Here is a 25566-nt window from a genome sequence, read left to right as displayed (position 1 = left end):
TCACACGGTACGCCCGCCACTTTCACAACGTTCGCAAAACGCTACCGGTAAGGACACACGATTACGCTTTTACAGCGCATTTACCTCGCATGCCGCTTTGCGTACTGTGCGGCTTATGCGCCTTCATGACGTGCGAACCCGACGCAGCGCCGACGACTTCCCACGGAATGAGCACCTGGCCTGGAAGATCGCGGAGGTCGCGGCCGACCCGGTCGCCGTACCCGCCGATACCGAGGCGATGGTGATCAACCGGATCATCGACAACGCCGCGGTGTCGGCCGCCTCGGTGACCCGCCGCCCGGTAGCCGCCGCCCGAGCCCAGGCGCAAGCGCACCCCAGCTCGTTCAAGGGCGCCAAGGTCTTCGGCATCCAGGGCGACTACTCCCCGGAATGGGCGGCCTGGGCCAACGGCGTCGCGGTGCGCGAACTTGACTTCCACGACACTTTCTTGGCTGCCGAGTACTCCCACCCGGGTGACAACATCCCGGCCCTCGTGGCGGTGGCCCAGCACCTCGGGATCGGCGGAGCCGACCTGATCCGCGGCATCGCAACGGGTTACGAGATCCAGATCGATCTGGTCAAGGGAATCTGCTTGCACGAGCACAAGATTGACCATGTCGCTCACCTCGGCCCGTCGGTCGCCGCAGGACTGGGCACCATGCTGCGGCTGGATAAGGACACCATCTATCAGGCGATCGGGCAGGCGCTGCACCTGACGACGTCCACTCGGCAGTCGCGCAAGGGCCTGATCTCCAGCTGGAAGGCATACGCGCCCGCCTGGGCCGGCAAGGTCGCCATCGAGGCGGTCGACCGTGCCATGCGCGGCGAGGCCGCACCCGCCCCGATCTGGGAGGGCGAGGACGGGGTGATCGCCTGGCTGCTCTCGGGGCCGGAGCACACCTACCAGGTTCCGCTGCCCGAGCCGGGCGAACCCAAGCGCGCCATCCTGGACAGTTACACCAAGGAGCACTCGGCCGAATACCAGAGCCAGGCGCTGATCGACCTGGCCCGCCGAATGCGGGACAGCATCGGCGATCTCGACCAGATCGCGACGATCGTGCTGCACACCAGTCACCACACCCACTATGTGATCGGCACCGGAGCGGGCGATCCGCAGAAGTTCGACCCCGATGCCTCCCGGGAAACGCTGGACCACTCGGTGATGTACATCTTCGCCGTCGCCTTACAGGACGGAACCTGGCATCACGAAGGGTCTTACGCGCCGGAGCGGGCGCACCGGCCCGACACCGTCGAGCTCTGGCGCAAGATTTCGACGGTCGAAGATCCCGGATGGACCCGGCGCTACCACTCCCCGGATCCGCGCGACAAGGCGTTCGGAGCCCGCGCCGAGATCACCCTCAAAAACGGCGAGGTCATCGTCGACGAGATCGCCGTCGCAGACGCACACCCCCTGGGGGCCAGGCCGTTTGCGCGCGCGCAGTACATCGGAAAGTTTCACGAACTGGCTGAGGGCATCGTCAGCGACACCGAGCAGCGGCGCTTCCTTTCCGCGGCTGAGGCCCTTTCGGACCTGCAACCCGGCGCGCTGGGCGCATTGAACATCACGGTCGGTCCGCTGGTGCTCGACCGGGCACCCGCGATTCCCTCGGGGATCTTCTGATGGGCGGGCTGATCGGCGGCACCGCACCGGCGTCGACCAAGCGGGCGCAATTTCGTGCCGCGCTGAAAAGCGGCCGGTTGCAGCGGTTCCCGGGTGCCTTCTCCCCCCTGGTCGCCAAGCTGGTCGCCGAGCTCGGGTTCGACGGGGTGTACGTGTCCGGGGCGGTGCTGTCGGCCGACCTCGGCCTGCCCGACATCGGCCTGACCACCCTGACCGAAGTCGCCGGCCGCGGGGCGCAGATCGCGGCGGTCACCGATCTGCCCACCCTGATCGACGCCGACACCGGCTTCGGCGAGCCGATGAGTGCCGCGCGCACCGTGACCGTGCTCGAAGACGCCGGGCTGGCCGGCTGTCATTTCGAGGACCAGGAAAACCCGAAGCGGTGCGGCCATCTCGACGGTAAGGCCGTGGTGCCGGCCGCCGAGATGATCAAACGCCTGCGGGCCGCCGTGGCCGCCCGCAGGGACCCGAATTTCATCATCTGCGCCCGCACTGATGCCGCCGGCATCGAGGGCCTGCCCGCCGCGATCGATCGTGCGAAGGCCTACGCCGACGCGGGCGCCGACCTGATCTTCACCGAAGCCCTGCACACACCAAGCGAATTCGAGCGGTTCCGGGCCGCCGTGGACGCGCCGTTGCTGGCCAACATGACCGAGTTCGGCAAGTCGGAGCTCCTGACCGTCGCGCAGCTCTGCGACATCGGCTACAACGTGGTGATCTACCCGGTGACCACGTTGCGGCTGGCCATGTACGCCGTCGAGGACGGCCTTCGCGAAATCGCGGACGCGGGAACGCAATCCGGCCTGTTGGACCGCATGCAACACCGCAGTCGGCTCTACGAGCTGCTGCGCTACGCCGACTACAACCAATTCGATTCCGACATCTACAACTTCGCCCTCAAAGGAGACGCGCGATGAGCGCCATCGAAGACAACCAACCCCGCATCTACAAGGGCCTGGCCGGTGTCGTCGTCGACACCACCGCCATCTCCAAGGTCGTCCCGGAGACCAACTCCCTGACCTACCGCGGGTATGCGGTGCAGGATCTGGCGGCGCATTGCAGCTTCGAGCAGGTTGCCTACCTGCTCTGGCATGGCGAGCTTCCCGACGAGCAACAGCTCGCGCTGTTCACCCAGCGGGAACGAGCGGCCCGCCGGCTGAACCGATCCCAGCTCGCGTTGTTGGCCAAGCTGCCCGAGACCTGCCACCCGATGGACGTGGTGCGCACCTTCATCAGCTCGATGGGCGCCGAAGACCCCGAAGAGGACGACAGCAGCCCGGCGGCCAACTACGCCAAGGCGTTGCGGATGTTCGCGGTGCTGCCCACCATCGTCGCCGCCGACATGCGGCGCCGACGTGGCCTGGACCCCATCGCCCCGCACAGCCACATGAACTACGCGCAGAATTTTTTGCACATGTGCTTCGGTGACGTGCCCGAGCAGGTGGTGGTGGACGCCTTCGAGCAGTCAATGGTCCTCTACGCCGAGCACAGCTTCAACGCGTCGACCTTCGCCGCGCGGGTGGTGACCTCCACCCAGTCCGACATCTACAGCGCGGTCACGGCCGCCATCGGAGCGCTCAAGGGCCCACTGCACGGCGGCGCCAACGAGGCCGTCATGCACGACATGCTCGACATCGGCAGCGCCGACAGGGCCGCGGAATGGCTGCGGGGCAAGCTGGATCGCAAGGACAAGATCATGGGGTTCGGCCACCGGGTGTACAAAAACGGTGACTCGCGGGTGCCGACCATGAAGCAGGCCCTCAGGCGCGTCGCCGCGGCGCGCGACGGCCAAAAGTGGCTCGACATCTACGAAGTACTGGAGAAGGGGATGGCCGAGGCCAACGGCATCAAACCCAACCTGGACTTCCCGACCGGACCGGCCTATTACCTGATGGGCTTCGACATCGGCATCTTCACGCCGATCTTCGTGATGAGCCGCATCACCGGGTGGACTGCACACATCATCGAGCAGACCGCGTCCAACGCGTTGATCCGTCCGCTGAGCGAGTATGTCGGACCTCCGCAGCGCGCTCTATCGTAAATACCGTGTTTGCGAAGGTACTGGTCGCCAATCGCGGGGAGATCGCGATCCGCGCGTTCCGCGCGGCCTATGAGCTGGAAATCGGCACGGTCGCGATCTATCCCTACGAGGACCGCAATTCCGTGCATCGGCTGAAGGCCGACGAGTCCTACCAGATCGGCGAGGAGGGGCACCCGGTCCGCGCGTACCTGTCGATCGACAACATTGTGGAGACGGCGCGGGCGTGCGGGGCGGATGCGATCTATCCCGGCTACGGCTTCCTGTCGGAGAACCCGGACCTGGCCGCGGCCTGCGCTGCCGCGGGCATCACCTTCGTCGGGCCGAACGCCGAGGTGCTGAAGCTCACCGGTAACAAGTCGCGGGCGATCGCGGCGGCGCGGGAAGCGGGTCTTCCGGTGCTGGCGTCCTCGGCACCCTCGACGTCGGTGGACGAGCTGCTGGCGGCCGCCGAGTCGATGGAGTTCCCGCTGTTCGTCAAGGCGGTCGCCGGCGGCGGCGGACGCGGGATGCGCCGAGTGGCCGACGCCGGGTCGCTGCCCGAGGCGATCGAGGCGGCCAGCCGTGAGGCCGAGTCCGCGTTCGGGGACGCCTCGGTGTTTCTCGAGCAGGCGGTGATCAATCCGCGGCACATCGAGGTGCAGATCCTGGCCGACACCCAGGGCAACGTCATGCACCTCTACGAGCGGGACTGCAGCGTGCAGCGCCGCCACCAGAAGGTCGTCGAGATAGCGCCGGCACCCAACCTCGACCCTGAACTGCGCCAACAGATCTGCGCGGATGCGGTGGCTTTCGCGCGCAGCATCGGCTATACGTGCGCCGGCACGGTGGAGTTCTTACTCGACGAACGCGGCAATCACGTGTTCATCGAGATGAACCCGCGCATCCAGGTGGAGCACACGGTCACCGAGGAGATCACCGATGTCGACCTGGTGTCGGCGCAGCTGCGGATCGCCGGCGGGCAGAGCCTGGAAGACATTGGCTTGAGCCAGGATTCGGTAGTTCCGCACGGCGCGGCGCTGCAGTGCCGGATCACCACCGAGGATCCGGCGAACGGCTTCCGCCCGGACACCGGCCGGATCACCGCCTACCGCACCCCCGGCGGCGCGGGCATCCGGCTGGACGGCGGCACCACGTTGGGTGCGGACATCAGCGCGCACTTCGACTCCATGCTGATCAAGCTGACCTGCCGGGGCCGCGACTTCGCCACGGCGGTGCGCCGGGCGCGACGGGCGGTCGCCGAGTTCCGGATCCGCGGTGTCTCGACGAATATCCCGTTCCTGCAAGCCGTTCTGGATGACCCGGACTTTCAGGCCGGCCGCATCACGACGTCGTTCATCGAGGAGCGCCCGCAGCTGCTGACCGCCCGCAGCTCCGCCGACCGCGGCACCAAGATTCTCAACTACCTGGCCGACGTGACCGTCAACAAGCCACACGGTGAGCGTCCGTCGGCGGTGTACCCGCACGACAAGCTGCCCGACATCGACCTGTCGGCTGATCCGCCCGCGGGATCCAAGCAGCGATTGACCGAACTCGGGCCGGAGCGATTCGCGACCTGGCTGCGCGAGTCGCCCGGCGTCGGCGTCACCGACACCACGTTCCGCGACGCGCACCAGTCCCTGCTGGCCACGCGGGTCCGCACCAGCGGCCTGATCAAGGTCGCGCCCTACATCGCCCGGACCACGCCGCAGCTGCTGTCCATCGAATGCTGGGGCGGGGCCACTTACGATGTGGCGCTGCGCTTTTTGAAGGAAGACCCGTGGGAGCGGCTGGCCACGCTGCGCGAGGCGCTGCCCAACATCTGTCTGCAGATGTTGCTGCGCGGGCGCAACACCGTCGGCTACACGCCCTACCCGGCGACGGTCACCACGGCGTTCGTCGAGGAGGCGACGGCGACCGGCATCGACATCTTCCGGATCTTCGATGCGCTGAACAACGTCGACTCGATGCGACCGGCCGTCGACGCCGTGCGGGAAACCGGGGCGGCGATCGCCGAGGTGGCGATGTCCTACACCGGTGATCTCAGCGATCCCGCCGAAAAGCTGTACACGCTCGACTATTACCTGAAGCTGGCCGAACAGATCGTCGACGCGGGCGCACACGTGCTGGCGATCAAGGACATGGCCGGCCTGCTGCGCGCCCCCGCGGCCGCGACGCTGGTCTCGGCGCTCAAGTCCCGCTTCGATCTACCGGTGCACGTGCACACCCACGACACCCCGGGCGGGCAGCTGGCCACCTATGTGGCGGCCTGGCACGCCGGGGCCGACGCCGTCGACGGCGCCGCGGCCCCGCTCGCGGGCACCACCAGCCAACCCGCGCTGTCGTCGATCGTGGCCGCCGCGGCCAACACGGCCTACGACACCGGGCTGTCGCTACCGGCGGTCTGCGACCTGGAGCCGTACTGGGAGGCGCTGCGAAAGGTGTACGCGCCGTTCGAATCCGGGCTGCCGGCGCCGACGGGACGCGTCTACCACCACGAGATCCCCGGCGGCCAATTGTCGAACCTGCGCCAGCAGGCCATCGCGCTGGGACTGGGCGACCGGTTCGAGGACATCGAAAACGCCTACGCCGGAGCCGATGCCATCCTGGGGCACCTCGTCAAGGTCACCCCGTCCAGCAAGGTGGTCGGCGACCTGGCGCTGGCGCTGGTGGGAGCGGGCGTCAGCGCGCAGGAATTCGCCGACGATCCCGCACGCTACGACATCCCGGATTCGGTCATCGGCTTTCTGCGCGGCGAACTCGGTGACCCGCCGGGCGGCTGGCCCGAGCCGTTGCGCACCAAGGCATTAGAGGGACGCGGTCCGGCCAAGCCGGAGCAGCAGCTGACCGCCGACGACGAAAAGGCGTTGGCCACGCCCGGTGCCGACCGACAGGCGGCGCTGAATCGGTTGCTGTTCCCCGGGCCGGCGAAAGATCTCGAAGACCACCGCGAAGAATACGGCGACACGTCCGGACTGAGCGCCAATCAGTTCTTCTACGGATTGCGCCAAGGGGACGAACACCGCGTCCAACTCGAGCGCGGCGTCGAGCTGCTGATCGGGCTGGAGGCCGTCTCCGATGCCGACGAACGCGGCATGCGCACCGTGATGTGCATCCTCAACGGTCAGCTGCGTCCGGTCGTGGTGCGTGACCGCAGCGTCGCCTCGGACGTGCCCGCCGCCGAGAAGGCCGACCGCGCCAACCCGGACCACATCGCCGCGCCCTTTGCCGGCGTCGTGACGGTGACCGCCGAGGTCGGCGAGGAAGTCGAAGCCGGCCAGACCATCGCGACGATCGAGGCGATGAAGATGGAGGCCGCCGTCACCACCCCGAAGGCCGGCAAGGTCGAACGAATCGCGGTGTCGCACACCGCACAGGTGGAGGGCGGCGACCTCCTGGTGGTGATCGACTAGCGGCTGCTCTTGATCAGGGCGGCGCGCGCCAGCGTCTGCTCGGCCTGCTTCACGTGGGCCGCGTCGACCAGGACGCCGTTCACCCCGACCGCGCCGCGGCCCTTGGCCTCGGCTTCCCGGTAGGCGGCGACGTTGGCTTCGGCCCGCGCGATTTCGTCGGCGGTCGGGGCGTAGACCTCGTTGGCTACGGGCACCTGGTCGGGATGGATCGCCCACTTGCCGGTGTAGCCCAGCAGTGACGCGCGCCGGGCGTCACGCTCGTAGCCCGACAGGTCCCGGTAGTCGGGATACGGCGCGTCGATCGCGTCGATGCCGGCGATGCGCGCGGCCACGATCACCTTGTTGCGCGCGTAAGCCCAGAATTCGCCGGGGTATTCGCCGAGCGGGACGAAGTTCGTGTCCACCCGCGCGCCCTGTGACAGCGAGAAGTCGCCGACGCCGAAGATCAGGGCATCCAGGCGAGGGCTGGCCGCCGCGATCTCTTCGGCGTTGGCCAGGCCTTCCACCTCTTCGATGAGCACCTCGAGCCGAATGGCTTTGCCCAGGCCGAGTTTGGCCTCCAGTTGGGTGAGCAGCACGTCCACCCACCAGACATCGCGGGCCCGGCGGGCTTTCGGAATGATGATCGTGTCGAGGTTCTGACCGGCCTTGGTCACCACATCGGCGACGTCGTCGTGGCACCACTGGGTGTCCAGGCCGTTGATCCGGATGGCGCGGGCCGTACGGCCCCAGTCGATGTCGTTGAGCGCGGCGATCGCCTTGGCGCGCGACTCCTCCTTGAATGCCACCGGCACCGCGTCCTCGAGGTCGAGGAACACCAGATCGGCGCCGCACCGGGCGCCCTTTTCGAACATGTTGTCGTTGCTCGCGGGCACCGCGAGTTCGGAACGACGGAGCAGATCGGTCACTAGTGAATTCCTTCTGTCACAACACGCCGCGGGCGCGCAGATCGTCAATGTCGTTGGCGGTCAAGCCGAGTAGTTCGCCGTAGACCTCGGCGTTGTGTTCGCCGAGGCGCGGTCCGAGGTGGCCGACCGCGCCGGACGCGGATGAGAAACGCGGAACGGGAGCCTGCACCTTCATCGCCCCGAGCTGTGCATCATGGACGGAGATGAACACTTCCCGATGCGCCAGTTGCTCGTCGGCGACCAGATCGCCGATGTCGTAGACCGGGGCCGCGGCCACCTCGTGGGCGTCAAAGACCTCCATCGCCTCCGAAAGCGTCTTTGTCGCAACCCAATCGGCCACCACGGCGTCGACCTCGCGCGCCCTGGCAAGCCGGCGCTGAGGATCGGAGAAGTCGGGGTCTGCCACCAGGTCGTCTCGCCCGATCGCCCGGAACACCCGCAGCGCCAGCGCCGGTGAGCTTCCGGACATGGCCAGCCATCGTCCGTCGGCCGTCTGATAGGTGTTGCGGGGCGCCGAAATGTCCCACCGATTGCCGGACCGCTCGGGCACCAGGCCCAACTGGTCGTAACCCAACAACGTCTGTTCGAGCAGGCGTGCCAGCGGGTCGATCAGGTTCACGTCGATCAGCTGACCCGGCCCGCCGTGCACGTCGCGGTGATACAGCGCCATCATCACCGCGTAGGCGGCGTTCAGCGAAGCCACACCGTCGGCCAGCATGAACGGCGGCAGTGTGGGCGGACCGCCGGCCTGACCGGTGATGTGCGCGAACCCGCTCATCGCCTCCCCCAGCGTGCCGAACCCCGGGCGCTCACTCTTTGGGCCGGTCAACCCGTAACCCGTGATGTGCAGCATCACGATCCGGTCGTTGACCGCGCGCAGGCTCTCGTAATCCAGGCCCCACTTGCGCAAGGTCTGCGGACGGGTGTTGACGATGACGACGTCGGCATGCTCCACCAGGCGGCGGACCAGCGCCTGACCCTCCGCGCAGCGCAGGTCCAGGGTGATCGAACGCTTGTTGCGCGACAACGACTTCCACATCAATCCCACACCGTCGCGCTGGTTGCCCCACCCCCGGATCGGGTCACCATTGCGGGGGTCCTCGACCTTGATCACGTCGGCGCCGAACTCGCCCAGGTAGGTCGCCACCAGCGGCGCGGCGGCCAGCGTGGCGAGGTCGAGTACCCGCAGCCCGTCAAGCATTGGCACCGGCAGCCACCCGTGAGTTCGAAGGGCGCTGCAGCCCAAGGTGTCCGCGCAACGTCGACGACTCGTACTCGGTGCGGAACAGCCCCCGGCGTTGCAGCTCCGGAACCACCATGCGCACGACGTCTTCGAACGCTCCGGGCAGATGCGTTGCGGCGAGCACGAATCCGTCGCAGGCGCCGGTTTCGAACCAGTCCGCCATCTGGTCGGCGACCTGCTGGCCGGTGCCGACGAAACGCGGCCCCTGTAGCAGGGTGGCGCGATGGTTGGCGAGGTCGCGCAACGTGACGGTGTCCCCACCGATATGGGTGCGCAGGTTCTGCACCAGTCCGCGGATGCCGGAGACCGAGGCGAGCAGTTCGTCGGTCACCGGGTCGTCGAGATCGTGTTGCGCGAAGTCGTAATTCGTCAACTCCGACAAGAGCGTCAGGGATGCCATGGGATGAACCAGATCATCGAGGAACATGGCTTCGCGCTCCTTGGCGTGGGCTTCCGACTCGCCGACGACAGCGTATGCCATGGGGCAGATGCGAACCGCGGCGGGATCGCGGCCGGCGTCGGCGATCCGGTCCTTCTGATCCGCGTAGTGGCTGCGCGCGACGTCGATACCCGGGTCTCCGGTGAAGATCAATTCGGCCCACCGCGAAGCGAATTCGCGGCCGCGGCCCGACGAGCCGGCCTGGATGATGACCGGGCGGCCCTGGGGGGTGCGCGGCACCGTCAACGGGCCGCGCGCGGAGAAGAACTGCCCGACGTGCCCCAACTCGTGCACCTTGGCGGGGTCCGCGTACTGCCCGGACACCCGGTCGTGCAGGACGGCGTCGTCCTCCCAGGTGTCCCACAGTCCGGTCACCACATCCATGAACTCGTCGGCGCGGTCGTAACGTTCGTCGTGGCCGAGGTGTGCGTCGACGCCGAAGTTCTGCGCCTCGCTGTCGTTGACCGAGGTGACCACGTTCCAGGCGGCGCGCCCGCCCGAAAGGTGATCCAGCGAGGCGAACGTCCGCGCGACGTGGAACGGCTGGTAATAGGTCGTCGAGTAAGTGGCGCCCAGCCCGATTTTCGACGTGGCCTGCGCGAGCACCCCGAGGATCACGCTGAGGTCGAGCTTGACCGGGCGGGCGCCGTACTGGACGGCTTCGTCCACCGAGCCGCCGTAGACCCCCGGCATCGCCAAGCGATCGTCGAAGAACATCAGGTCGAAGCAGCCCTCTTCGAGCTGACGACCGATCTTGGCGTAATAGGACGCATCAAGGTATCGGTGCTCGGTCGCGGGGTGCCGCCACGAGCCCGCGTAGACGGAAGTGCTGCCGGCCTGCATGAAGGCGACGAGCGCCATTTTGTCGGTACGCATGTTTTGAAACGTAACATCTGATATTTCAGATATCAAACGCTAGATCTGTCGTTTGGTATTCTGCGCAGGTGGTAGGCATCGACATCTCCGGAACGGTCCGCGAGCGCGCCGCGCGCGAGTTGCGCGACCGGATTCTCACCGGCGCGCTGCCCGCCGGATCACGTGTCGACCTCGACGCCATCACCGAGGAATTCGCGACCAGCCGCACGCCGGTGCGAGAGGCGCTGCTGGAGCTGTCCTTCGAAGGGCTGGTCCAAGTCGCCCCGCGCAGCGGCGTGACGGTGCTCGGCATCAGCCCGGACGACGTGCTGGACAGCTTCACCATTCTCGGTGTGCTAACCGGGCAGGCGGCGGCGTGGGCCGCCGGGCGGATCGAGGCAGCAGAACTCGAGACTCTGCGCGAACTCGCGGCCGACGTCGTCGCACGGTCCGGCGACGACAGCATCGGCGAGGCCAACTGGCACTTCCACCAGATGATCCACCGTGCCGCGCACTCCCCGCGGCTGTTGAATCAGATCAAGCAGGCCGCCCGGGTGGTGCCGAGCAATTTCCTCACCTTGTTCCCCGAGCACGAGAAGCACTCGCTCGACGAACACCAGGAACTGCTGGACGCCCTCGGCGACAAAGACGGCGAGCGGGCGCGCACCATCGCCGAACGACATGTGCTGGACGCGGGGCGCTCGCTGGCCGACTGGCTGGAGCAGCGCGCGGTCATCCCCGGCGAGCCGCCTCCTGTGCAAGCTGAACGCGCGAAGTGAGCCCCAGTTTGGTGTACACGTGAGTGAGGTGCGCTTGCACGGTCTTAGGGGAGACGAAGAGTCGCGCGGCAATGTCCTTGTTGCCCAACCCTTCACAGACGAGGCGCACGACATCGAGCTCTGCAGGTGTCAGTGAGTCCCAACCCCTGGACGGGCGTTTCCGCTCGCCTCGGCCACGCCGGGCGTAGGCGATCGCCTCGTCGATGGACAGCGCGGCTCCTTCGCCCCAGGCGGCGTCAAAGTCTTGCTGAACCATGGCATCTCGGAGCTCGGCCACCGAACTCTGGTAGTCGGCCTCGTAGATTTTGAACCGCCCCATCCCATTGCGTTGCCGGATAGCATCCACTGCGCCGAAGAGCCGCGCCGCTCGTTGCTGGTCATTGTTGACGACCAGTACGGCAAGGCACTCCAGCGTGTCTGAAATACCCAGGTAAGACTGGACTTCGGCGCTGCGGGCAAGGGCGTCATGAGCATCACGCTCGGCCTGTTCCAGGTTGCTCTGGGCGATCGCCACTCGGGCGCGTGTTGTGAGGGCCACCGCCAGGTGCCAGCCCGCGGCCATCGATACCGCGTCGTCGGCCCAGCGGGCGGCGGCGTCCGCATCCCCCGCGGCCAGTGCGGCCTGGGCGTTATAGGCCCGCTGGACCGACGCCATTGCCGGCCGGATACCCAGCTCCCGCCAGGCGGCCCCGCAAGCATCCTGCGCAAGCACAACGTCCGCCGCTGCCAGAGCCATGAGTCCCAACGCCGAGTACGCAAGACCCCCAATGAATCCTCCGAGCTCCGAGGCGGGCTCGAGCGCCACGTAGATCACGCGCCGGGCCGCGTGCACATCACCATGCCATGCCAGCGCGTAGCACTCGCCGGCCAGGCCGTAGACCATGTAGATCAGGTCACGGGCTACCTCGGCCTCGTCGGCGATCGCACGGAAGTGTGGCGCCGCCCCTGCCGGATCACCCCGGTATAGCTGCGCATTCGCGAGCCAGTAGCGACACTGGCGCGAGTCGAGCCGATCACCGATTGCATCGGCGATGTCGCGGCCTTCCTCTGCGGCCACGCACGCGGCGGTCGGGTCACCGACGCTGATCGCCGCGTATGCCTGCCACGACAGGATCTGGGACAGTTGCCACTTGTCGCCCGATTCCCTGGCCAGACTGCTTGCTTCTGCGAAGAACGGTCCAGCCGGCTCCGAATTCTGCCCGGCGGCAAAGCCACAAGCATTCAGCGCGCGGGCCAGCAGAGCCGGATCGTCGACTTGTCGAGTCAGCGCGAGTGCTCGCTCTGCCTCATCCTTGATATTCGGATCGCCGATCCAGATGGATAACAGCGTTTTGTCGACGAGCGCCCGCGCGTGCACCGCGGCCGTCACTTCCAACTTTCCCGCGTCGAGATCTCCAAGAGCCGCGTCGAACCAGGCCCACCCTTCGCGGATGCGACCCCGTGCCAACCACAGCGGTTGCAACGACGAGGGCAACGCCAGCGCCTGCTCGATGTCGGAATTTTCCCGGCTCCAGGCGAATGCGGCGTGGAGATTGTCGATCTCGATCTCGGCCTGGTCGATGCGTTGTTCGTGGTCACTCCGCGCGGGCACGTCCAGCACGGCCGCCATCGCCGTGTAGTAATCACGGTGGCGAGATCGCACAAGGTCGGCTTCACCGGATTCACCCAGCTTCTCCAGTGCGTACTGGCGGACCGTCTCGAGTAGTCGGTATCTCGTTGTGCCGCCGGTGTTTTCCGTGATCACCAGAGACTTATCAACCAGTAAGCTCAGCTGGTCTAACACCTGGTAGCGCTCCACCCCGTCGGCGCCGGTGACCGCCTGGGCGGCATCGAAATCGAATCCACCGAGAAATACCGCCAGCCGACGGAACATTATTCGTTCGGTATCGGTCAGCAGTGCGTGCGACCAATCCACCGAGGCCCGCAGGGTTTGCTGGCGGCGCACCGCCGTGCGTGAACCACCGGTCAGCAGCCGAAAGCGATCGTGCAAGCTGTCGACGATCTCGTTCAGAGACAGCGAGCGCACCCGTGCGGCGGCAAGCTCGATCGCAAGCGGCATTCCGTCGAGGCGTCGGCAAATCTCGGCCACGACAGCCGCGGTGTCGTCGGTGATGACAAACCCCGCCTTGGCCAATCGTGCTCGGTCGGCGAATAATTCGACGGCTTCGTCGTCCAGCGACAACGACGGCACTTGCCACGTCGCTTCGCCAGCCACGCCCAGCGGTTCGCGGGTGGTGGCGAGCACGGTCAGCGTCGGTGCGGCACCGACCAGCGCAGCAACCAACGCGGCGGACGCGTCGAGCAGATGTTCACAGTTGTCGAGCACCAGCAGCATGTTGCGGTCGCGAAGATGCTGCTGCAGCGTATCGATGGTGGACCGACCCGGCTGGTCGGCCAGCCCTAGTGCGCGGGCCGCGGTGACCTGCACTACGTCCGGATGGGTGACCGGCGCCAAGTCCACATAGCGGACACCGTCGCGGAAGTCGCCCGCCAGTTCGGCGGCAACGTGCACGGCCAGGCGTGTCTTACCCGCTCCGCCGGCGCCGGTCAGGGTGACCAGACGGTTGGTGGCGAGCACCTCACGGAGGGCCCCGATTTCGGTTTGGCGCCCAATGAAATTCGTCAGCCCGACCGGAAGATTATGCGGGGCAACTGCTTTCGCCGTACGCAGCGGTGGGAAATCGTTGCGCAGATCAGGGTGGCACAGCTGCGCCACCCGCTCCGGGCGGGGCAGATCCCGCAGCGGATGCGTGCCCAGATCGGTGAGCGACGAAGCGTCGGGAAGCGCGTCGATCACCAAATCTTGCGTAGGCCCGGAGAGCACGGTCTGCCCGCCGTGGGCGAGATCGCGCAGCCTGGCGGTGCGATTGATCGTCGGACCGATGTAGTTGCCCTCATCGCGTAGGCGCACCTCGCCGGTGTTAATCCCGATCCGCAGCCGGATCGGCGCCAGCGGGGCTCGCTGCAGATCGAGGGCGCAGGCCACCGCGTCGGAGGCGCGAGCAAATGCGACCACGAAGCTGTCGCCTTCCCCCTGCTCGACCGGGCGAACTCCGTCGTGGGCCGCGACCACGTCCGCCAGTATCTGGTCAAGGCGTGCGACAGCAACGGTCATTTCGTCCGGCTGGGTCTCCCACAGCCGCGTGGAGCCCTCGACGTCGGCCAACAGCAACGTCACGGTTCCGGTCGGCAGCTCGCTCACGGCCAGGTCGCTCCAGTCAGTTTCGCTCATGCTAGCCAGCATCCAGTGACGCGGACCGCAAAACATCAGCAAAATTGCTAATAGTCGTCGGAAGGCCGGATCGTATTTAGGCACTTCGCCCGATGGAATGGCACCAGGACAAATCGATAGTCGACGTCATGAGTACCAACGTCATCTTTGAAACGGCCTGGCCGACCTTCGCTTATCAGGGATCGGACGATCCCGACGAAGCGCACCGCATCATCCGAGACGCCCACCGGCAGGCGCCCATCGCGCTGGGCCCGTACGGTCCCGAACTGCTCGACTACGGCCTGGTGCGCACCGTGTTGCGCGATCCGCGCTTCGCCATGCCACGCGGCATCAGCCTGGTGGTGCAGGGGATCAACTCGGGGCCGGTGTGGGACAAGGTTTGCCAGACAATCATGTCCGTCGACGCGGACCAGCATCAGCGCCTGCGGCGGCTGGTATCACGCGCCTTCACCCCGCGGGCCGCCGAGCGGATGCGCACCGCATGCGCCGACGTGATCACCGAGTTGGTGGATCGGCACAGCGCGTCGGGCCACTGCGACTTCGTCCGCGACATCTCCAGGCCTTACCCGGTCCCGATCATCTGCGCGCTGGTGGGCGCTCCGGCGCAGGACTGGCAACTGTTCGCCCGCTGGGCCGATGACCTAAGTAAAGCCTTCGGCTGCAACGTCGCCGCTGAAGAATCCGCCATCCTGGGCGCATGGGAGCAGCTCGACGCCTACCTCGAGGACTTGATCGCCCGCCGCCGCCACTCGCTGGGTGACGACCTGATCTCAGAGCTCATCCGCGTCGAAGAAGACGGCGAGCGGCTGACCCACGACGAGTTGGTCAACCTCGTCGCGATCCTGCTCAACGCCGGCACCGACACCACACGCAACCAGCTGGCCGCCGCGGTCCAGGTGTTATCCGATCATCCGGACCAGTGGGCATTGTTGGCCGAACATCCCGAACTCGCACCGAACGCGATCGAGGAACTCATGCGCCACTCACCAATCATCTTCGCCGCGCTTCGCGTCGCGACAACCGACGTCGAGCTCGCCAGTGTCCTGATTCCGGCAGGGGCCTATGCCTTGGCCAACACGGCGGCCGCCAATCGCGATCCCGCGGTCTATGCGGACCCCGATCGGCTCGACATCACCCGAAAAGGTCCGGCGTCCATGCTGACCTTCGGCGGCGGGGTGCACCACTGCCTCGGTGCGCACCTCGCCAGAATCGAACTCGTCGAAGCCCTGCGGGTGATCACCCGCCGAATGCCCAACGCCAGACGCGTCGGGCCGGCGCCGTGGAAGCCGCCCGCCGGCATCAGCGGGCCCACTTCGTTGCCGATCGCGTTCGACGCCTGATCAGCCGCTGCCCGTTCCGCCGCTGCCGTAGGTTCCCCCGGGGACGGGTGCCGGTGGTGGGGGCGGTGGTGCCGGGCTGGACGAAGTGGGCGACGGTGGCGCCGCTGGGTCGTTGCTGGCCGACGCGCCCGGGGCGGCACCGCAACCGACTGCAACAGTCAGCGCGGCGGCGCCGCCGAGAATCGCGATTGCCCTTTTGACCTCACACCTCATCAGATCTTCCACTTGGTATCCCAACTCGGATTCCGCTCGCGTACCCGCTATTTGAGTGCGCAATCGGGAGTAGAGAATTCGAGGTCAGGCGAGCGCGGGCAGGACTTTGTCGGTGAGCAATTGGACCGACTTCCACGCTTCGTCGACCGGCATGCCGCCGACCAGCGGGTGCATGACGAGCGGGCCGTAGTTGTCCGCGTCTCGCACCTCCGCGATCAGCTGGTCGGGAGTCAGGAAGCGGTATCGCCCCGACGCCCTGACCTGGTCCAGGGTTTGGACCCCCGGAAGGTGCATGAGCGAACGCTGGTCGGTTGACCATCGGCCGTAAGTGACTGCCTCCCAAAGGATGTGATCGCCGAGCTCCGCCCAGGCCCGGTCCGGATCCTCGTGCAGGTAGATCATTCCGCGATTGATCGGCCCCGGCATCAGGATGAACGGTGACATGCCGGCCTCGGCACACAGCTCGCGGTAGTACGCGGCGATGTCCGGCAGGTGATCGGCCAGGCTGAGCGGCAGCCGGAACCGGGCCGCGCGGCGCGCCGTGGCACGAGCGCCGCCGCCGACGTACAGGGGTGGATGCGGCCGCGTCCAGGTGCCCGCGCAGATTGCGTTTTCCGGATCGCCGCCGGACCAGACGGCCAGCATCCGCTCGAGCAGGCTGTCCATCAGCGCACCGCGCCGGCCGAAATCTGCTCCCAGGGCGTCATATTCGACCGTCCGATAGCCCAACCCCACCGTGGTGTGCAGGCGGCCGCGGCTCATGTTGTCGACGAGCGCGATGTCTTCGGCAAGCCGCACCGGGTTCCACAGCGGCCCCAGTGCGCAATCGACACTCGCGATCAGCGTCGAAGTCCGGGCCAGGAACATCGCCGCGGCCATGATCGGATTGCAGCTCCATCCGTGCCCGGTCGCGTGATGCTCGTCGACGCTGATGGACGTGATGCCATGGGACTCCCCCCACTGCCCCAGCTCGAGCGCCGCCGACAGGAGCTTGCCCTGCGTGCGTGGATCACCTTGCGGGGACGCGAAGTTGAAGCGCAGCACCGTCAAGAGCATTGGCGGCCCCGCCTCATGACGCTTTCGGTCCGGCCGCCGCCTGCAGGAAGGCCGGAAAGTCCGGGAACAGCGCGCGGTCGACGATCTCGATGCGGGTCCCCGCCGCGTCGACGTAGTAGGCGAAGAGCGCCAGGTCCGGCGGAGCGGTGTCGGCGGTCGCTTCGAAGGTGAAGCCATTGTCTTCCAATCGCTTCGCGCTCTCGGCCAAATCGTCGGTCCAGTAGCCGAGGTGGTGAATCGCGTTGCCGGGGGCCGCCGTCCACGCCGTCCCCGGTACCTCCTTGATCAACTCGATATGCGGTGCCTGCAGCGAATAGACGAAAGTCGAAGTCACCTCTTGGGTTCCGCTCGTGGTGCGAAACGGCAACGTGTAGCTCACCGGGGTGATCCACCGGTAACCGGCCAGCGCGGTCAGCCGGGCCATCGCCGCGTCGAGGTCGGACACGATGATGCCGGTGTGATAAAAGTCCTCGGGCCGTAGCGCGAATGCCGTCATGTGTTCCTCGCTATCTGATTGCGGAGCCAGGCACTTTCCCAGAAGTTCGTGCTACCGGCGAGCAGTTTTTCATGCGCTTCCCGCAGCACGGCGCGAGCCCCCGGATGGTCCGCCGGGACAAGCTCGGCGAGGTGGATGGCCTGCAGGGCACGATCGGCGGCCAGGTGTGCCCGGGCCCGCTCCACCAACGCGTCAGCGCCGGCCAGCTCGACCACATCGGGGGCGACGGAGTCGAATGCGACCGGGTACAGCTCGGTGGTCGATTCGTGGTGGAACCAGCCCGAGTAGTTCTCCCATACGGCCCGCACATCCCACGCGACTTTGCCGTAACCCTGGCCCACTTCGTATTCCGCGGGCAGGCTGATCTCCCGCATCAAGGTGCGAACGTCTTTGCCAGCGTTCATCCCGGCAACGGTCTGATCGTGGACGTACTGAATCGCGTCGCGCAGCCGGGTCAGCTCCGCATTGATGCGTTCGGAACCCCTGATCGGCTCGAAGTGGCCGGTCACCAGCAGGTCGGCCTGCAGGTCACGGACCCGCTCGACCGATGCGATGGCCGTCAACGCATCCCGATACCGGTCTCCGCGCATGGTCACGAGGTTGGGAATGTGTCCGATCAGGGGCCCGAATGTATTCCCGCACAGACAGGTTCGTTCCTTGGGCAGCCAGATCACCAAGGAGTCGGTGGTCTCGCCGCCGGGGACGGAAATCAGTTCCATGAGCCGGCCCCCGACCTCCAGGCGGAGGGTGTCCTCGAAGTCGATGTCGACGACGGGCACGCTCTGGCCGGCCAGCCGTGTGGTTCCCAGGCGCCGCTGGATGGCCTGGACGCCGCTGGCCAGGGTGTCCTTGAAGGCGAAGGCGCTGCGGTTGGCCCGGTACGGGATCAGCCGATCGTTGTCGTCGCGCCAGGCCTTCCAATTCGCTTGCGCGACAACGGTCGTCCCGGGATCGCGCACGCTGTCCAGGCCGCCGACATGATCCACGTGGCCCTGCGTGAAGATGATGTAGCGCACCGGTGAGGAGTCCACGGCGTCGAAGTTGGCGCGATGCACCGGCCCCTCGAAGCCCATGCCGGTGTTGACGATCACCCGGCCCTCGGTGGTGGTGAGCAGATACGAGTTGGACAAGCCGGGCGAGCACCACAACCCCGGGGCGATCTCTTCGGCCTTCTCGGCGGACGCCGGGCGCAGCGCGTCGGCACCCGGCCTGCTGCGATAGACAGGTTCGGACATCGCTGGTGACTCCTTCATTCCGGGCGGACGTCAAACTTGTCGAAGTAGAAGCCGAAACGGCCGCGCAGTTCCTCGGGGGAGGTGCCGAAGTGCCGCTGTAGTTCGTAGCGGATGCGGCCGTGTTTGCCCCGCGGATTGCCGTCCAGGTAGCGCTGGAAACGTTGCTGCACCTTGGGCGGTAGCGCGACGCCGGCGCACTGGTAAAGCCGTTGCAGCACCGGCATCTCGTTGCCGCCCAGCTGATGGAAGTTGATGTCGATGCTGCGTTCGGGGGCCACCAGGTCGCGGTCACGCACGCAGGCGCTGAGCAGTCGGTGCACGCGGTCGCCCCAATAGTCCAGCAGCCACTGCGGGTCGATGCTGTTGCGGCGCAACCGGTCCGAGTACGCCATCATGGTGATCGCCGACTGGATCACCGCGACGGGATCGCGGTGGGTGAAAGCCACCGTGGCATCGGGGAAAGTCGCCATCAGCGGGCCGAGCTGCTCGCAGTGCTGCGGACTCTTGAGCACCCAGGTGCGCGGCCCGCGCAGGAAGGTCAGCGCCTGCAGCACCTTCTTCATGTAGGCGTAGTGCCGGGTCTGGTCGAGACCCAGGTAATAGTCGCGCCAGCCGGGCACGCGCGCATGCCATTCCAGCACGTATGAGGCCAGATCGAGGTCGAGGAGCTCCACCTCCTCCTCGATCGCCTCGGGGAACCGGTCGTGCATGGCGGCCACCACGGGGGCGCTCACCATCAGCGCATCGTGTTCCGACTTGGCGCGCGCGTAGCGGGGGTCGACCCCGAAGATGTCCGGACCCTGCCCGAGGGCGGGGATGGGATCCTGGCTCTCCCAATACGGCAGGGCGCGCCGGCGTGGGTCGGAGGCAATCAGATTCACCAGATGCGTGGTGCCGGAGCGCGGCATCCCGACGACGATGAATGGCTTGTCGATCGCGATGGACTCGATCTCCGGATACCGCCGGATGAGCTCGGTCAGCGACATGCGGTTGCGAAGCAGGCGCACGATTCGTTGGCGCAGTGAGCCGCGGGTGAGCTGGCGCAGGCCTTCGTCGGCTTCGATCGCCGCGACGTGCGCGCGCAGGCGGTCGGCGAAACCGTCGGTGTCGTCGAGGTCGGCGGCTCCGGCCGGCAGGCCGGTCTGCTCGACGGCCTCCGCGAGCATCCGATCGATGTCGAGGTCGACGGGCCTGGCTTCGGTGAACTCCAGGATCTGACGCTGCACGTCGGTCAGTTGGGGCGCGGTCAAGTCGTCGAAGTCGATGTCGTCAACCGCAGAACCCACTCCGAACCCCTCTTCGACGCGTCAGGTGAGGAATATGACACAGACGCTAGCCGCGGTGGAGATCCGTCGTTCATCCACCTCGCCGGTGGCCAGGCGCTACAGGTTGGCCAGATCGTCGGGCACGTCGACCTTGTGTTTTTGCAGCGCCTCCAGGGGCACCACTTCGAGGGTGCTCTCGTGGGTGGCCGCCAACACCACCGGCGCGGCGCATCCGTCGTGGTGAGCGCGCAGCCAGTTCAGCGCGGTCACGCACCAGCGGTCCCCCGGCAGCAGGCCGGGGAACCGGTACTCGGGCACCGGTGTCAACAGGTCATTGCCGATGGACCGCTGGTGTTCCAGGAATTCGGCGGTCATCACCGCGCAGATCGTGTGCCGCCCCAGGTCCTGAGGGCCGGTCGAGCAGCAGCCGTCGCGGTAGAAGCCGGTCAGCGGGTCTGTGCCGCAGGGTTCCAGCGGACCGCCTAACACGTTTCGATCAGGCACCCGTTCAGTATTGCGCCCTCGGGGGGGAAGTTTGAAGCAATTCCGACGACTGCGCGGTCAGGTTTTCCGATACCGGATAGCGTCGGCCGCCGTGTGGACGCCCGGCCGGCGGACGTGTTAACTCGACTCGATGTCGACGCCGCCCAATCCACCCGGAAATCCGCCCGGCGAGCCACCCTGGGGATGGCAGCCACCCGGCTACGGATCGCAGCCGAATCCGTACACCCCGCCACCGGGATATCCGCCTCCGCAAGCGTATCCCGGGCACGCCGGCTATCCGGCATACCCCGGTTACCCCGGATACGTTGACCCGCAGGCGCCCTACGGCCGCGATCCGGTTACCGGGCTGCCGCTGTCGGACAAGTCCGCCACCACCGCCGGCTTGCTCCAGCTGTTTCTCGGCCTGTTCGGCATCGGCCGCTTCTACATCGACTCGACTCAGATTGCGGTGGCGCAGTTGTGCCTTGGTCTGTTCGGAGTTCTCTTCAGCCTGTTCTGTTTTCTGGGATTTCCGGTCCTGCTGGGCGGCATCGTCTGGGCGATCGTCGACGCGATCTTGATCTTCACCGGCAGCGTCAAAGACAACCAGGGCCGCAAGCTGCGTTAGGAAGTTGCGATTGGACAACGGTTTCGATTGTCCGGCAACGGTTTTGGTTCACGTTGGGGCCAGATTTTAACCTGGACGACTTCGCATCGGTCCGGGGCGCGCCGGTGATGGTGGTCACGGATTGGTCACGATCGGGAGCGAAAGTCGCTACTGGACAGCGCTGACGACGAACCTGTCGCGACGCGCTGAGCAAATCCCGGGGAAATCGCCCCGAAAACTTATCGTCACATCGTGGAACGACGTACGGCCCTGAAACTCCCTCTGTTACTGGCAGCAGGCGCCGCAGTTGCCCGGGTGCCCCGGGCTTCCGCGGAGGAAGCGGGCCGGTGGTCACCCGACCGCGCGAACCGTTGGTATCAAGCGCAGGGCTGGCTCGTTGGAGCAAACTACATTCCGGCGAACGCCATCAACCAACTCGAGATGTTCCAGCCAGACACCTTCGATCCGCGGCGCATCGATACCGAACTCGGCTGGGCCCAGTTCTACGGCCACAACACCGCACGGGTGTTCCTGCACGATCAGCTCTGGGCGGCCGATCAGCGCGGCTTTCAAACCCGCCTAGGGCAATTCGTCGACATCGCGGCGCGCCACCGCATCAAACCGCTGTTCGTTTTCTTCGACTCCTGTTGGGACCCGCAACCCCGAGCGGGACGCCAGCGCGCGCCGCGACCCGGCGTGCACAACTCGGGCTGGGCGCAGAGCCCGGGCGCCGAACGCCTCGGCGATCCGAGGTACGTCCCGGTCATGCGGGACTACGTCACGGCGGTGATGACCCAATTCCGCAACGACAACCGGGTTTTGGGCTGGGACCTGTGGAACGAGCCCGACAACCCCGCCCGCCAGTACCGCAACACCGAACGAAGCGACAAGGAGCAGCTGGTCGCCAACCTGCTCCCCCAGGTCTTCCGCTGGGCCCGGGCGGTGGATCCCAGCCAGCCCCTGACAAGCGGTGTGTGGCGCGGGGATTGGGGACAACCGCAGGGCCGCAGCGCGATCAGCGACATACAGCTGGCCAACGCCGACGTGATCACGTTCCACTCCTACGCGGCGCCTTCGGGGTTCGAGAACCGGATCAACGAGCTCACCCCGCTGGGCCGTCCCATCCTGTGCACGGAATACATGGCGCGACCCCAGGGCAGCACCGTCGAATCGATCCTGCCGGTTGCGAAGCGGCACAACGTCGGCGCCATCAACTGGGGCCTGGTCGCCGGCAAGACCCAGACCTACTTCCCCTGGGACTCATGGGATCACCCCTACACGTCGGTCCCGAAGATGTGGTTCCACGACCTGATCCGGCCCGAGGGACGGCCGTTCCAAGACATCGAAGCGCTGACGGTGCGAAAGCTGGCCGGTAATCAGACGTGATCCGGACGTCCTGCCTGATCCTTCGCTAATCAACGCCGACCCGCCATAGACCTTTCGGTAGTAGGGTTATTACCTGCTCAGAAGGGGGCGGCGATGCTCGTCGGTGTAGGTCGGCCGCTGACGGCGCCATGACTTGGGAGAATTTCACCCAAGCGGAACTGATCGCCGCCGCCGGCGGCGATCCGTGGGCGATCAACCAGAGCCTGCAGGCCGGCAGCCCCTTTCAGATCGACCGTTTGGCGGAGGCCTTCCATGGTGCCGGTCGACACACCGCCGAAGCTGACCACGCGTTCGAAGAAGCACGGAAACGCTTTGCTGCCGCCTGGAACCACCAGGACGGTGGTCACCCGATCAATGATTCCGATGAAGTCCAACGGGTCACCAAATCCCTTGGTGCCCAGTCTGAGCGACTACCGAAGATTGGCGCCGATCTGGAGTCCATCGCCGCCGGCTTGGCCGACGCACAAAAACAAGGGTCTCAAGAGATCGCCCTTCTGGACAGTGAGCTGCGGGGACTCGACAGACTTATCCACGCAATAAATCATGATTTGACTTTCGACCTCTCCGCATCGGAACGTGCCAAATTGGAGAAGCTGAGGGATGATGCGCACGCCCAGGCCGTGGACGACGTCCGCGCGGCGGTCAAGCAGATGAATTCAATTCGCAATGCCTACTCGGACACATTGCGGAAGTCGATGAGCGCCCTGCATACCGACGGCTATGACATCCCGAAAGCCGTAGACGGCTGGATCGAAAGCCCACTGAGATCCGGTGAGGTAAGGGATCTCGGGCCAATCGCCGGTACCGGCGGCATTCCTGGCATCCCAGGGATCGGGGCGGCCGACTTAGGGGAAGTCGTCGAGGTTCCCGGGCAGCCGGGGAAGTACCTCGCGATCTTTGGGGATTCGTTTTCCGGCAATAAGGTCGGGGAGGGTGAGCACTATCGATCTGTTGCCGTGCCAGTGACCTTCGACGCCGACGGACGTCCGCATTTCGGTGCGCCATTGACGGGAGCAAAAGATAGCGGTCACGAGCTATTCCCCATGCCGGCAGAAGCGGTCAAGGCCGGAATCAACGATACGTTGCCAGCCGGAACGATCACGCTCGGCGACAAAACGTACATGATGGTGACGGGCACTCAGGGTGATTTGAAGCCAGCGGCTTCGTGGCTGGTCGAAGTCAACGGCGACCCCGGTAAGGGGTGGGCGATGGTGCCGGGGTCGTATCGGGGCGCGGCCGACGCACCCACACAGGTCAGCGGCTACAAGGGCACTGACGGCAAGGTCTACATTGCCGCCGATTCCTTCGACCGCAGCCGAGGCATCACCATGTATCGCGCGGATCCCGGCAACGCGTTCGATCGTTCAACATGGCAACCTTGGACCGGTAACGACTGGGGAAAGCCCGGACAACAGGCCGTACCGGTAACCCCGAACCGTTATGGGGAGCTGAGCTTTCGAGAAATCGGAGGGAAGCCCGTCTTGTCTGGCTTCAACGTAGACGCGCATAAGGGAAGTATTGAAGTGCGGGTAGGAACCAACCCGACCGAAATGTTCGGCGCGAACGTGCCCACGACCCTCGTCGCGCAGAACGGCGATCCAAGCGGCCCCAAGTTCATCCCTCAACCATACGGTGGATACATCTTGCCAGGATCAACGCTGGACGATTTGAAATTATTTGGCAGTCAATGGAATACGCTTAAAGATGCAAACGGTGTGCCGTTCGGTGCTCCGTACAACACCCGCGAGTTTCAACTCCGCCCCTACCACTGACCGTCTGAACCGATTGGATGCATATGGTCATCAAGAAGCTGGCCGGCGTCACAACGCTCGTCGGAGCTACTATCACAGTTGCCTGCACGGCGCATGCCGAACCACCCAGATTTCCGGACCTGAGCGCGGACGCCCCGGTGAACGTCCGCGATTACACGATCGACGTCCCCAACCCTGGCCGGCCGCCCCTGCCAACGGTATATTTCCTCACTCCCGACGGGGTCGTCTGCAATTACACGCCCGATCAGGCACAGTGCACTGGAAATAACTTGCCTGCAGTCCCCCCAGCATCTTCAAATCCCGATGCGGGAATCACCGGGGTCAATTGGATTGGCACCACTACTGGTCTAAAACAGACGAATGAGGGTGAACCATCACGTGTGATTGACGGTCAGCCAGTCAAAGCGCTTCCTCCGGGTCATTCCATCACTGTCAATGGCATCATCTGCGGGGTCGATAACTCAGGCACGACAGCTTGCAAAGATCCGCAAGGCCGTGGTTTCGTTCTGTCCCCCCACGGATCAGGATGGTTGCCTCACGTGTGATTGCCCGCGAGCTTTGCTGGATCGGCCTCGCGCTCAGATGCTGAGTCGAAGGACCCCATGGGTGCCGTCGCCGCCTTCGCCACGCGATTTGCGGGCGTAATGACAGCCTTCGTATCTATGTCGTGTACGTCGGCGCCGCAGCACGCCGCCGCGCGGCTGACCGGGTTTCCGGATCTCGGTGGCTTCGCCCCTGTCGCGGTTGAGGATTACATCGAGCCGCCTGAGAAAGGGCTGGCGTTCGCGTACTTTTCGACCCCATACAACATCCAATGTTGGTTCGAAGCCGGCGAGCCGGTACCGGTATGGCAATCGCAAGACATCAATCGCCTCGGGGACATGCCGGACGGAAATCCCTGCACGGTCGGTAAAGCAACCGGCGCGGGTTCAGGACCCGCATACGTGATCAACAGGACAGATGACAAATGTGGTGCGCCGTATACGCACGGCGCCATGCTAAACATCGGCCAGAAGGTGAACTACCGCGACGCGACGTGCGCAGTGGGAGCTGATCACCTCGTCGCATGCCTGGACACCAGCAGCGGTCAGCATGGATTTGTTCTGAAACCCGCGGGCAGCGTGGCGTTTTGAGGTTTGGCCATATCGGAGAGGGTTACGCATCTGGGTGGCAGCCTCACGTCTGAGGACCGAGCGACAAGAGTGG

The 25566-nt window shown here is 65.9% G+C and carries 20 protein-coding genes; 11 read left to right on the top strand and 9 right to left on the bottom strand.

The genetic code is table 11. The features are described 5' to 3' along the window. Nucleotides 1-115: 115 nt before the first annotated feature. The 4 genes from prpD to A5732_RS15085 are packed head-to-tail and all read left to right on the top strand — an operon-like array spanning nt 116 to nt 7051. A complete protein-coding gene (gene prpD / locus A5732_RS15100) occupies nt 116-1621 on the top strand; it encodes a 2-methylcitrate dehydratase PrpD (protein ID WP_076102644.1) in 1506 nt (501 codons plus the stop codon). Further along, nucleotides 1621-2538 (top strand): methylisocitrate lyase, encoded by a 918-nt coding sequence (gene prpB, locus A5732_RS15095; RefSeq protein ID WP_076055783.1) that lies wholly within the window; start codon nt 1621-1623, stop codon nt 2536-2538. The genes prpD and prpB overlap by 1 nt, the downstream gene beginning before the upstream one ends. Then, nucleotides 2535-3662 (top strand): bifunctional 2-methylcitrate synthase/citrate synthase, encoded by a 1128-nt coding sequence (locus A5732_RS15090; protein ID WP_076055781.1) that lies wholly within the window; start codon nt 2535-2537, stop codon nt 3660-3662. Before prpB ends, A5732_RS15090 begins: the two co-directional genes overlap by 4 nt. A 5-nt stretch (nt 3663-3667) precedes the next feature. Then, entirely contained in the window at nt 3668-7051 is a 3384-nt protein-coding gene (locus tag A5732_RS15085) for a pyruvate carboxylase (protein WP_076102643.1), read from the top strand. On the opposite strand, the gene A5732_RS15080 is transcribed toward A5732_RS15085, so the two are convergent. The 3 genes from A5732_RS15080 to A5732_RS15070 are packed head-to-tail and all read right to left on the bottom strand — an operon-like array spanning nt 7048 to nt 10517. Continuing rightward, nucleotides 7048-7959: an HpcH/HpaI aldolase/citrate lyase family protein gene (locus A5732_RS15080; protein ID WP_076102642.1), complete on the bottom strand. Its 912-nt coding sequence runs from the start codon at nt 7957-7959 to the stop codon at nt 7048-7050. The genes A5732_RS15085 and A5732_RS15080 overlap by 4 nt on opposite strands. Before the next feature lie 16 nt (nt 7960-7975). Next, nucleotides 7976-9160 (bottom strand): CaiB/BaiF CoA transferase family protein, encoded by a 1185-nt coding sequence (locus A5732_RS15075; RefSeq protein ID WP_076102641.1) that lies wholly within the window; start codon nt 9158-9160, stop codon nt 7976-7978. After that, a complete protein-coding gene (locus A5732_RS15070; protein ID WP_076102640.1) occupies nt 9153-10517 on the bottom strand; it encodes an LLM class flavin-dependent oxidoreductase in 1365 nt (454 codons plus the stop codon). The genes A5732_RS15075 and A5732_RS15070 overlap by 8 nt, the downstream gene beginning before the upstream one ends. A 68-nt stretch (nt 10518-10585) precedes the next feature. On the opposite strand from A5732_RS15070, the gene A5732_RS15065 reads away from it, so the two are divergent. Further along, nucleotides 10586-11275, top strand: coding sequence for a GntR family transcriptional regulator (locus A5732_RS15065; RefSeq protein ID WP_076102639.1), 690 nt, complete (start codon nt 10586-10588; stop codon nt 11273-11275). On the opposite strand, the gene A5732_RS15060 is transcribed toward A5732_RS15065, so the two are convergent. After that, nucleotides 11229-14507, bottom strand: coding sequence for a LuxR family transcriptional regulator (locus A5732_RS15060; RefSeq protein WP_142256623.1), 3279 nt, complete (start codon nt 14505-14507; stop codon nt 11229-11231). The two genes, A5732_RS15065 and A5732_RS15060, sit on opposite strands and share 47 nt — an antisense overlap. Before the next feature lie 128 nt (nt 14508-14635). On the opposite strand from A5732_RS15060, the gene A5732_RS15055 reads away from it, so the two are divergent. After that, nucleotides 14636-15847, top strand: coding sequence for a cytochrome P450 (locus A5732_RS15055; protein ID WP_065073919.1), 1212 nt, complete (start codon nt 14636-14638; stop codon nt 15845-15847). 297 nt (nt 15848-16144) lie between these two features. On the opposite strand, the gene A5732_RS15045 is transcribed toward A5732_RS15055, so the two are convergent. The 5 genes from A5732_RS15045 to A5732_RS15025 all read right to left on the bottom strand — a co-directional run bounded on the left by A5732_RS15045 (nt 16145) and on the right by A5732_RS15025 (nt 20616). Then, a complete protein-coding gene (locus tag A5732_RS15045) occupies nt 16145-17116 on the bottom strand; it encodes an LLM class flavin-dependent oxidoreductase (protein ID WP_076102638.1) in 972 nt (323 codons plus the stop codon). A gap of 13 nt (nt 17117-17129) precedes the next feature. Further along, complete coding sequence (locus A5732_RS15040) at nt 17130-17612, bottom strand: VOC family protein (RefSeq protein WP_076102637.1); 483 nt, start codon at nt 17610-17612, stop codon at nt 17130-17132. Continuing rightward, nucleotides 17609-18847 (bottom strand): MBL fold metallo-hydrolase, encoded by a 1239-nt coding sequence (locus A5732_RS15035; protein WP_076102636.1) that lies wholly within the window; start codon nt 18845-18847, stop codon nt 17609-17611. The genes A5732_RS15040 and A5732_RS15035 overlap by 4 nt, the downstream gene beginning before the upstream one ends. 14 nt (nt 18848-18861) lie before the next feature. Further along, on the bottom strand, nt 18862-20133 hold the full coding sequence (locus A5732_RS15030) for a sulfotransferase family protein (RefSeq protein ID WP_076102635.1): 1272 nt from the start codon (nt 20131-20133) through the stop codon (nt 18862-18864). Between the two features lie 96 nt (nt 20134-20229). Further along, the gene (locus A5732_RS15025) at nt 20230-20616 is read right to left on the bottom strand and encodes a DUF2237 family protein (protein WP_076055760.1); all 387 of its coding nucleotides are present in this window, start codon (nt 20614-20616) and stop codon (nt 20230-20232) included. 130 nt (nt 20617-20746) lie between these two features. Here A5732_RS15025 and A5732_RS15020 point away from each other — a divergent pair, with 130 nt between their 5' ends. The 5 genes from A5732_RS15020 to A5732_RS15005 all read left to right on the top strand — a co-directional run bounded on the left by A5732_RS15020 (nt 20747) and on the right by A5732_RS15005 (nt 25493). Continuing rightward, the gene (locus tag A5732_RS15020; RefSeq protein ID WP_076055758.1) at nt 20747-21223 is read left to right on the top strand and encodes an NINE protein; all 477 of its coding nucleotides are present in this window, start codon (nt 20747-20749) and stop codon (nt 21221-21223) included. A 231-nt stretch (nt 21224-21454) separates the two neighbouring features. Continuing rightward, entirely contained in the window at nt 21455-22588 is a 1134-nt protein-coding gene (locus tag A5732_RS15015; protein ID WP_064953900.1) for a cellulase family glycosylhydrolase, read from the top strand. A gap of 128 nt (nt 22589-22716) precedes the next feature. Next, complete coding sequence (locus A5732_RS15010) at nt 22717-24360, top strand: DUF4185 domain-containing protein (RefSeq protein ID WP_076102634.1); 1644 nt, start codon at nt 22717-22719, stop codon at nt 24358-24360. Nucleotides 24361-24383: 23 nt separating this feature from the next. Next, a complete protein-coding gene (locus A5732_RS27805) occupies nt 24384-24905 on the top strand; it encodes a hypothetical protein (RefSeq protein ID WP_142256622.1) in 522 nt (173 codons plus the stop codon). Nucleotides 24906-24962: 57 nt separating this feature from the next. Continuing rightward, on the top strand, nt 24963-25493 hold the full coding sequence (locus A5732_RS15005) for a hypothetical protein (RefSeq protein WP_253189072.1): 531 nt from the start codon (nt 24963-24965) through the stop codon (nt 25491-25493). Nucleotides 25494-25566: the final 73 nt, after the last annotated feature.

This window comes from Mycobacterium colombiense (assembly GCF_001953985.1).
GTDB lineage: Bacteria > Actinomycetota > Actinomycetes > Mycobacteriales > Mycobacteriaceae > Mycobacterium > Mycobacterium colombiense_B.
The sequence above is the reverse complement of the archived record's forward strand: the minus strand, read 5'-3'. Positions and strand labels throughout refer to the sequence as shown.

Excerpts from the sequence above, each read along its gene's own strand:
- A5732_RS15005 (WP_253189072.1), top strand. The coding sequence starts at position 24,963 with ATGGGTGCCGTCGCCGCCTTCGCCACGCGATTTGCGGGCGTAATGACA.
- A5732_RS15010 (WP_076102634.1), top strand. The coding sequence starts at position 22,717 with ATGACTTGGGAGAATTTCACCCAAGCGGAACTGATCGCCGCCGCCGGC.
- A5732_RS15055 (WP_065073919.1), top strand. The coding sequence starts at position 14,636 with ATGAGTACCAACGTCATCTTTGAAACGGCCTGGCCGACCTTCGCTTAT.
- prpD (WP_076102644.1), top strand. The coding sequence starts at position 116 with ATGCGCCTTCATGACGTGCGAACCCGACGCAGCGCCGACGACTTCCCA.
- A5732_RS15075 (WP_076102641.1), bottom strand. The coding sequence starts at position 9,160 with ATGCTTGACGGGCTGCGGGTACTCGACCTCGCCACGCTGGCCGCCGCG.
- A5732_RS15090 (WP_076055781.1), top strand. The coding sequence starts at position 2,535 with ATGAGCGCCATCGAAGACAACCAACCCCGCATCTACAAGGGCCTGGCC.
- A5732_RS15020 (WP_076055758.1), top strand. The coding sequence starts at position 20,747 with ATGTCGACGCCGCCCAATCCACCCGGAAATCCGCCCGGCGAGCCACCC.
- A5732_RS15060 (WP_142256623.1), bottom strand. The coding sequence starts at position 14,507 with ATGAGCGAAACTGACTGGAGCGACCTGGCCGTGAGCGAGCTGCCGACC.
- A5732_RS15040 (WP_076102637.1), bottom strand. The coding sequence starts at position 17,612 with ATGACGGCATTCGCGCTACGGCCCGAGGACTTTTATCACACCGGCATC.
- A5732_RS27805 (WP_142256622.1), top strand. The coding sequence starts at position 24,384 with ATGGTCATCAAGAAGCTGGCCGGCGTCACAACGCTCGTCGGAGCTACT.
- A5732_RS15035 (WP_076102636.1), bottom strand. The coding sequence starts at position 18,847 with ATGTCCGAACCTGTCTATCGCAGCAGGCCGGGTGCCGACGCGCTGCGC.
- A5732_RS15045 (WP_076102638.1), bottom strand. The coding sequence starts at position 17,116 with ATGCTCTTGACGGTGCTGCGCTTCAACTTCGCGTCCCCGCAAGGTGAT.
- A5732_RS15070 (WP_076102640.1), bottom strand. The coding sequence starts at position 10,517 with ATGCGTACCGACAAAATGGCGCTCGTCGCCTTCATGCAGGCCGGCAGC.
- prpB (WP_076055783.1), top strand. The coding sequence starts at position 1,621 with ATGGGCGGGCTGATCGGCGGCACCGCACCGGCGTCGACCAAGCGGGCG.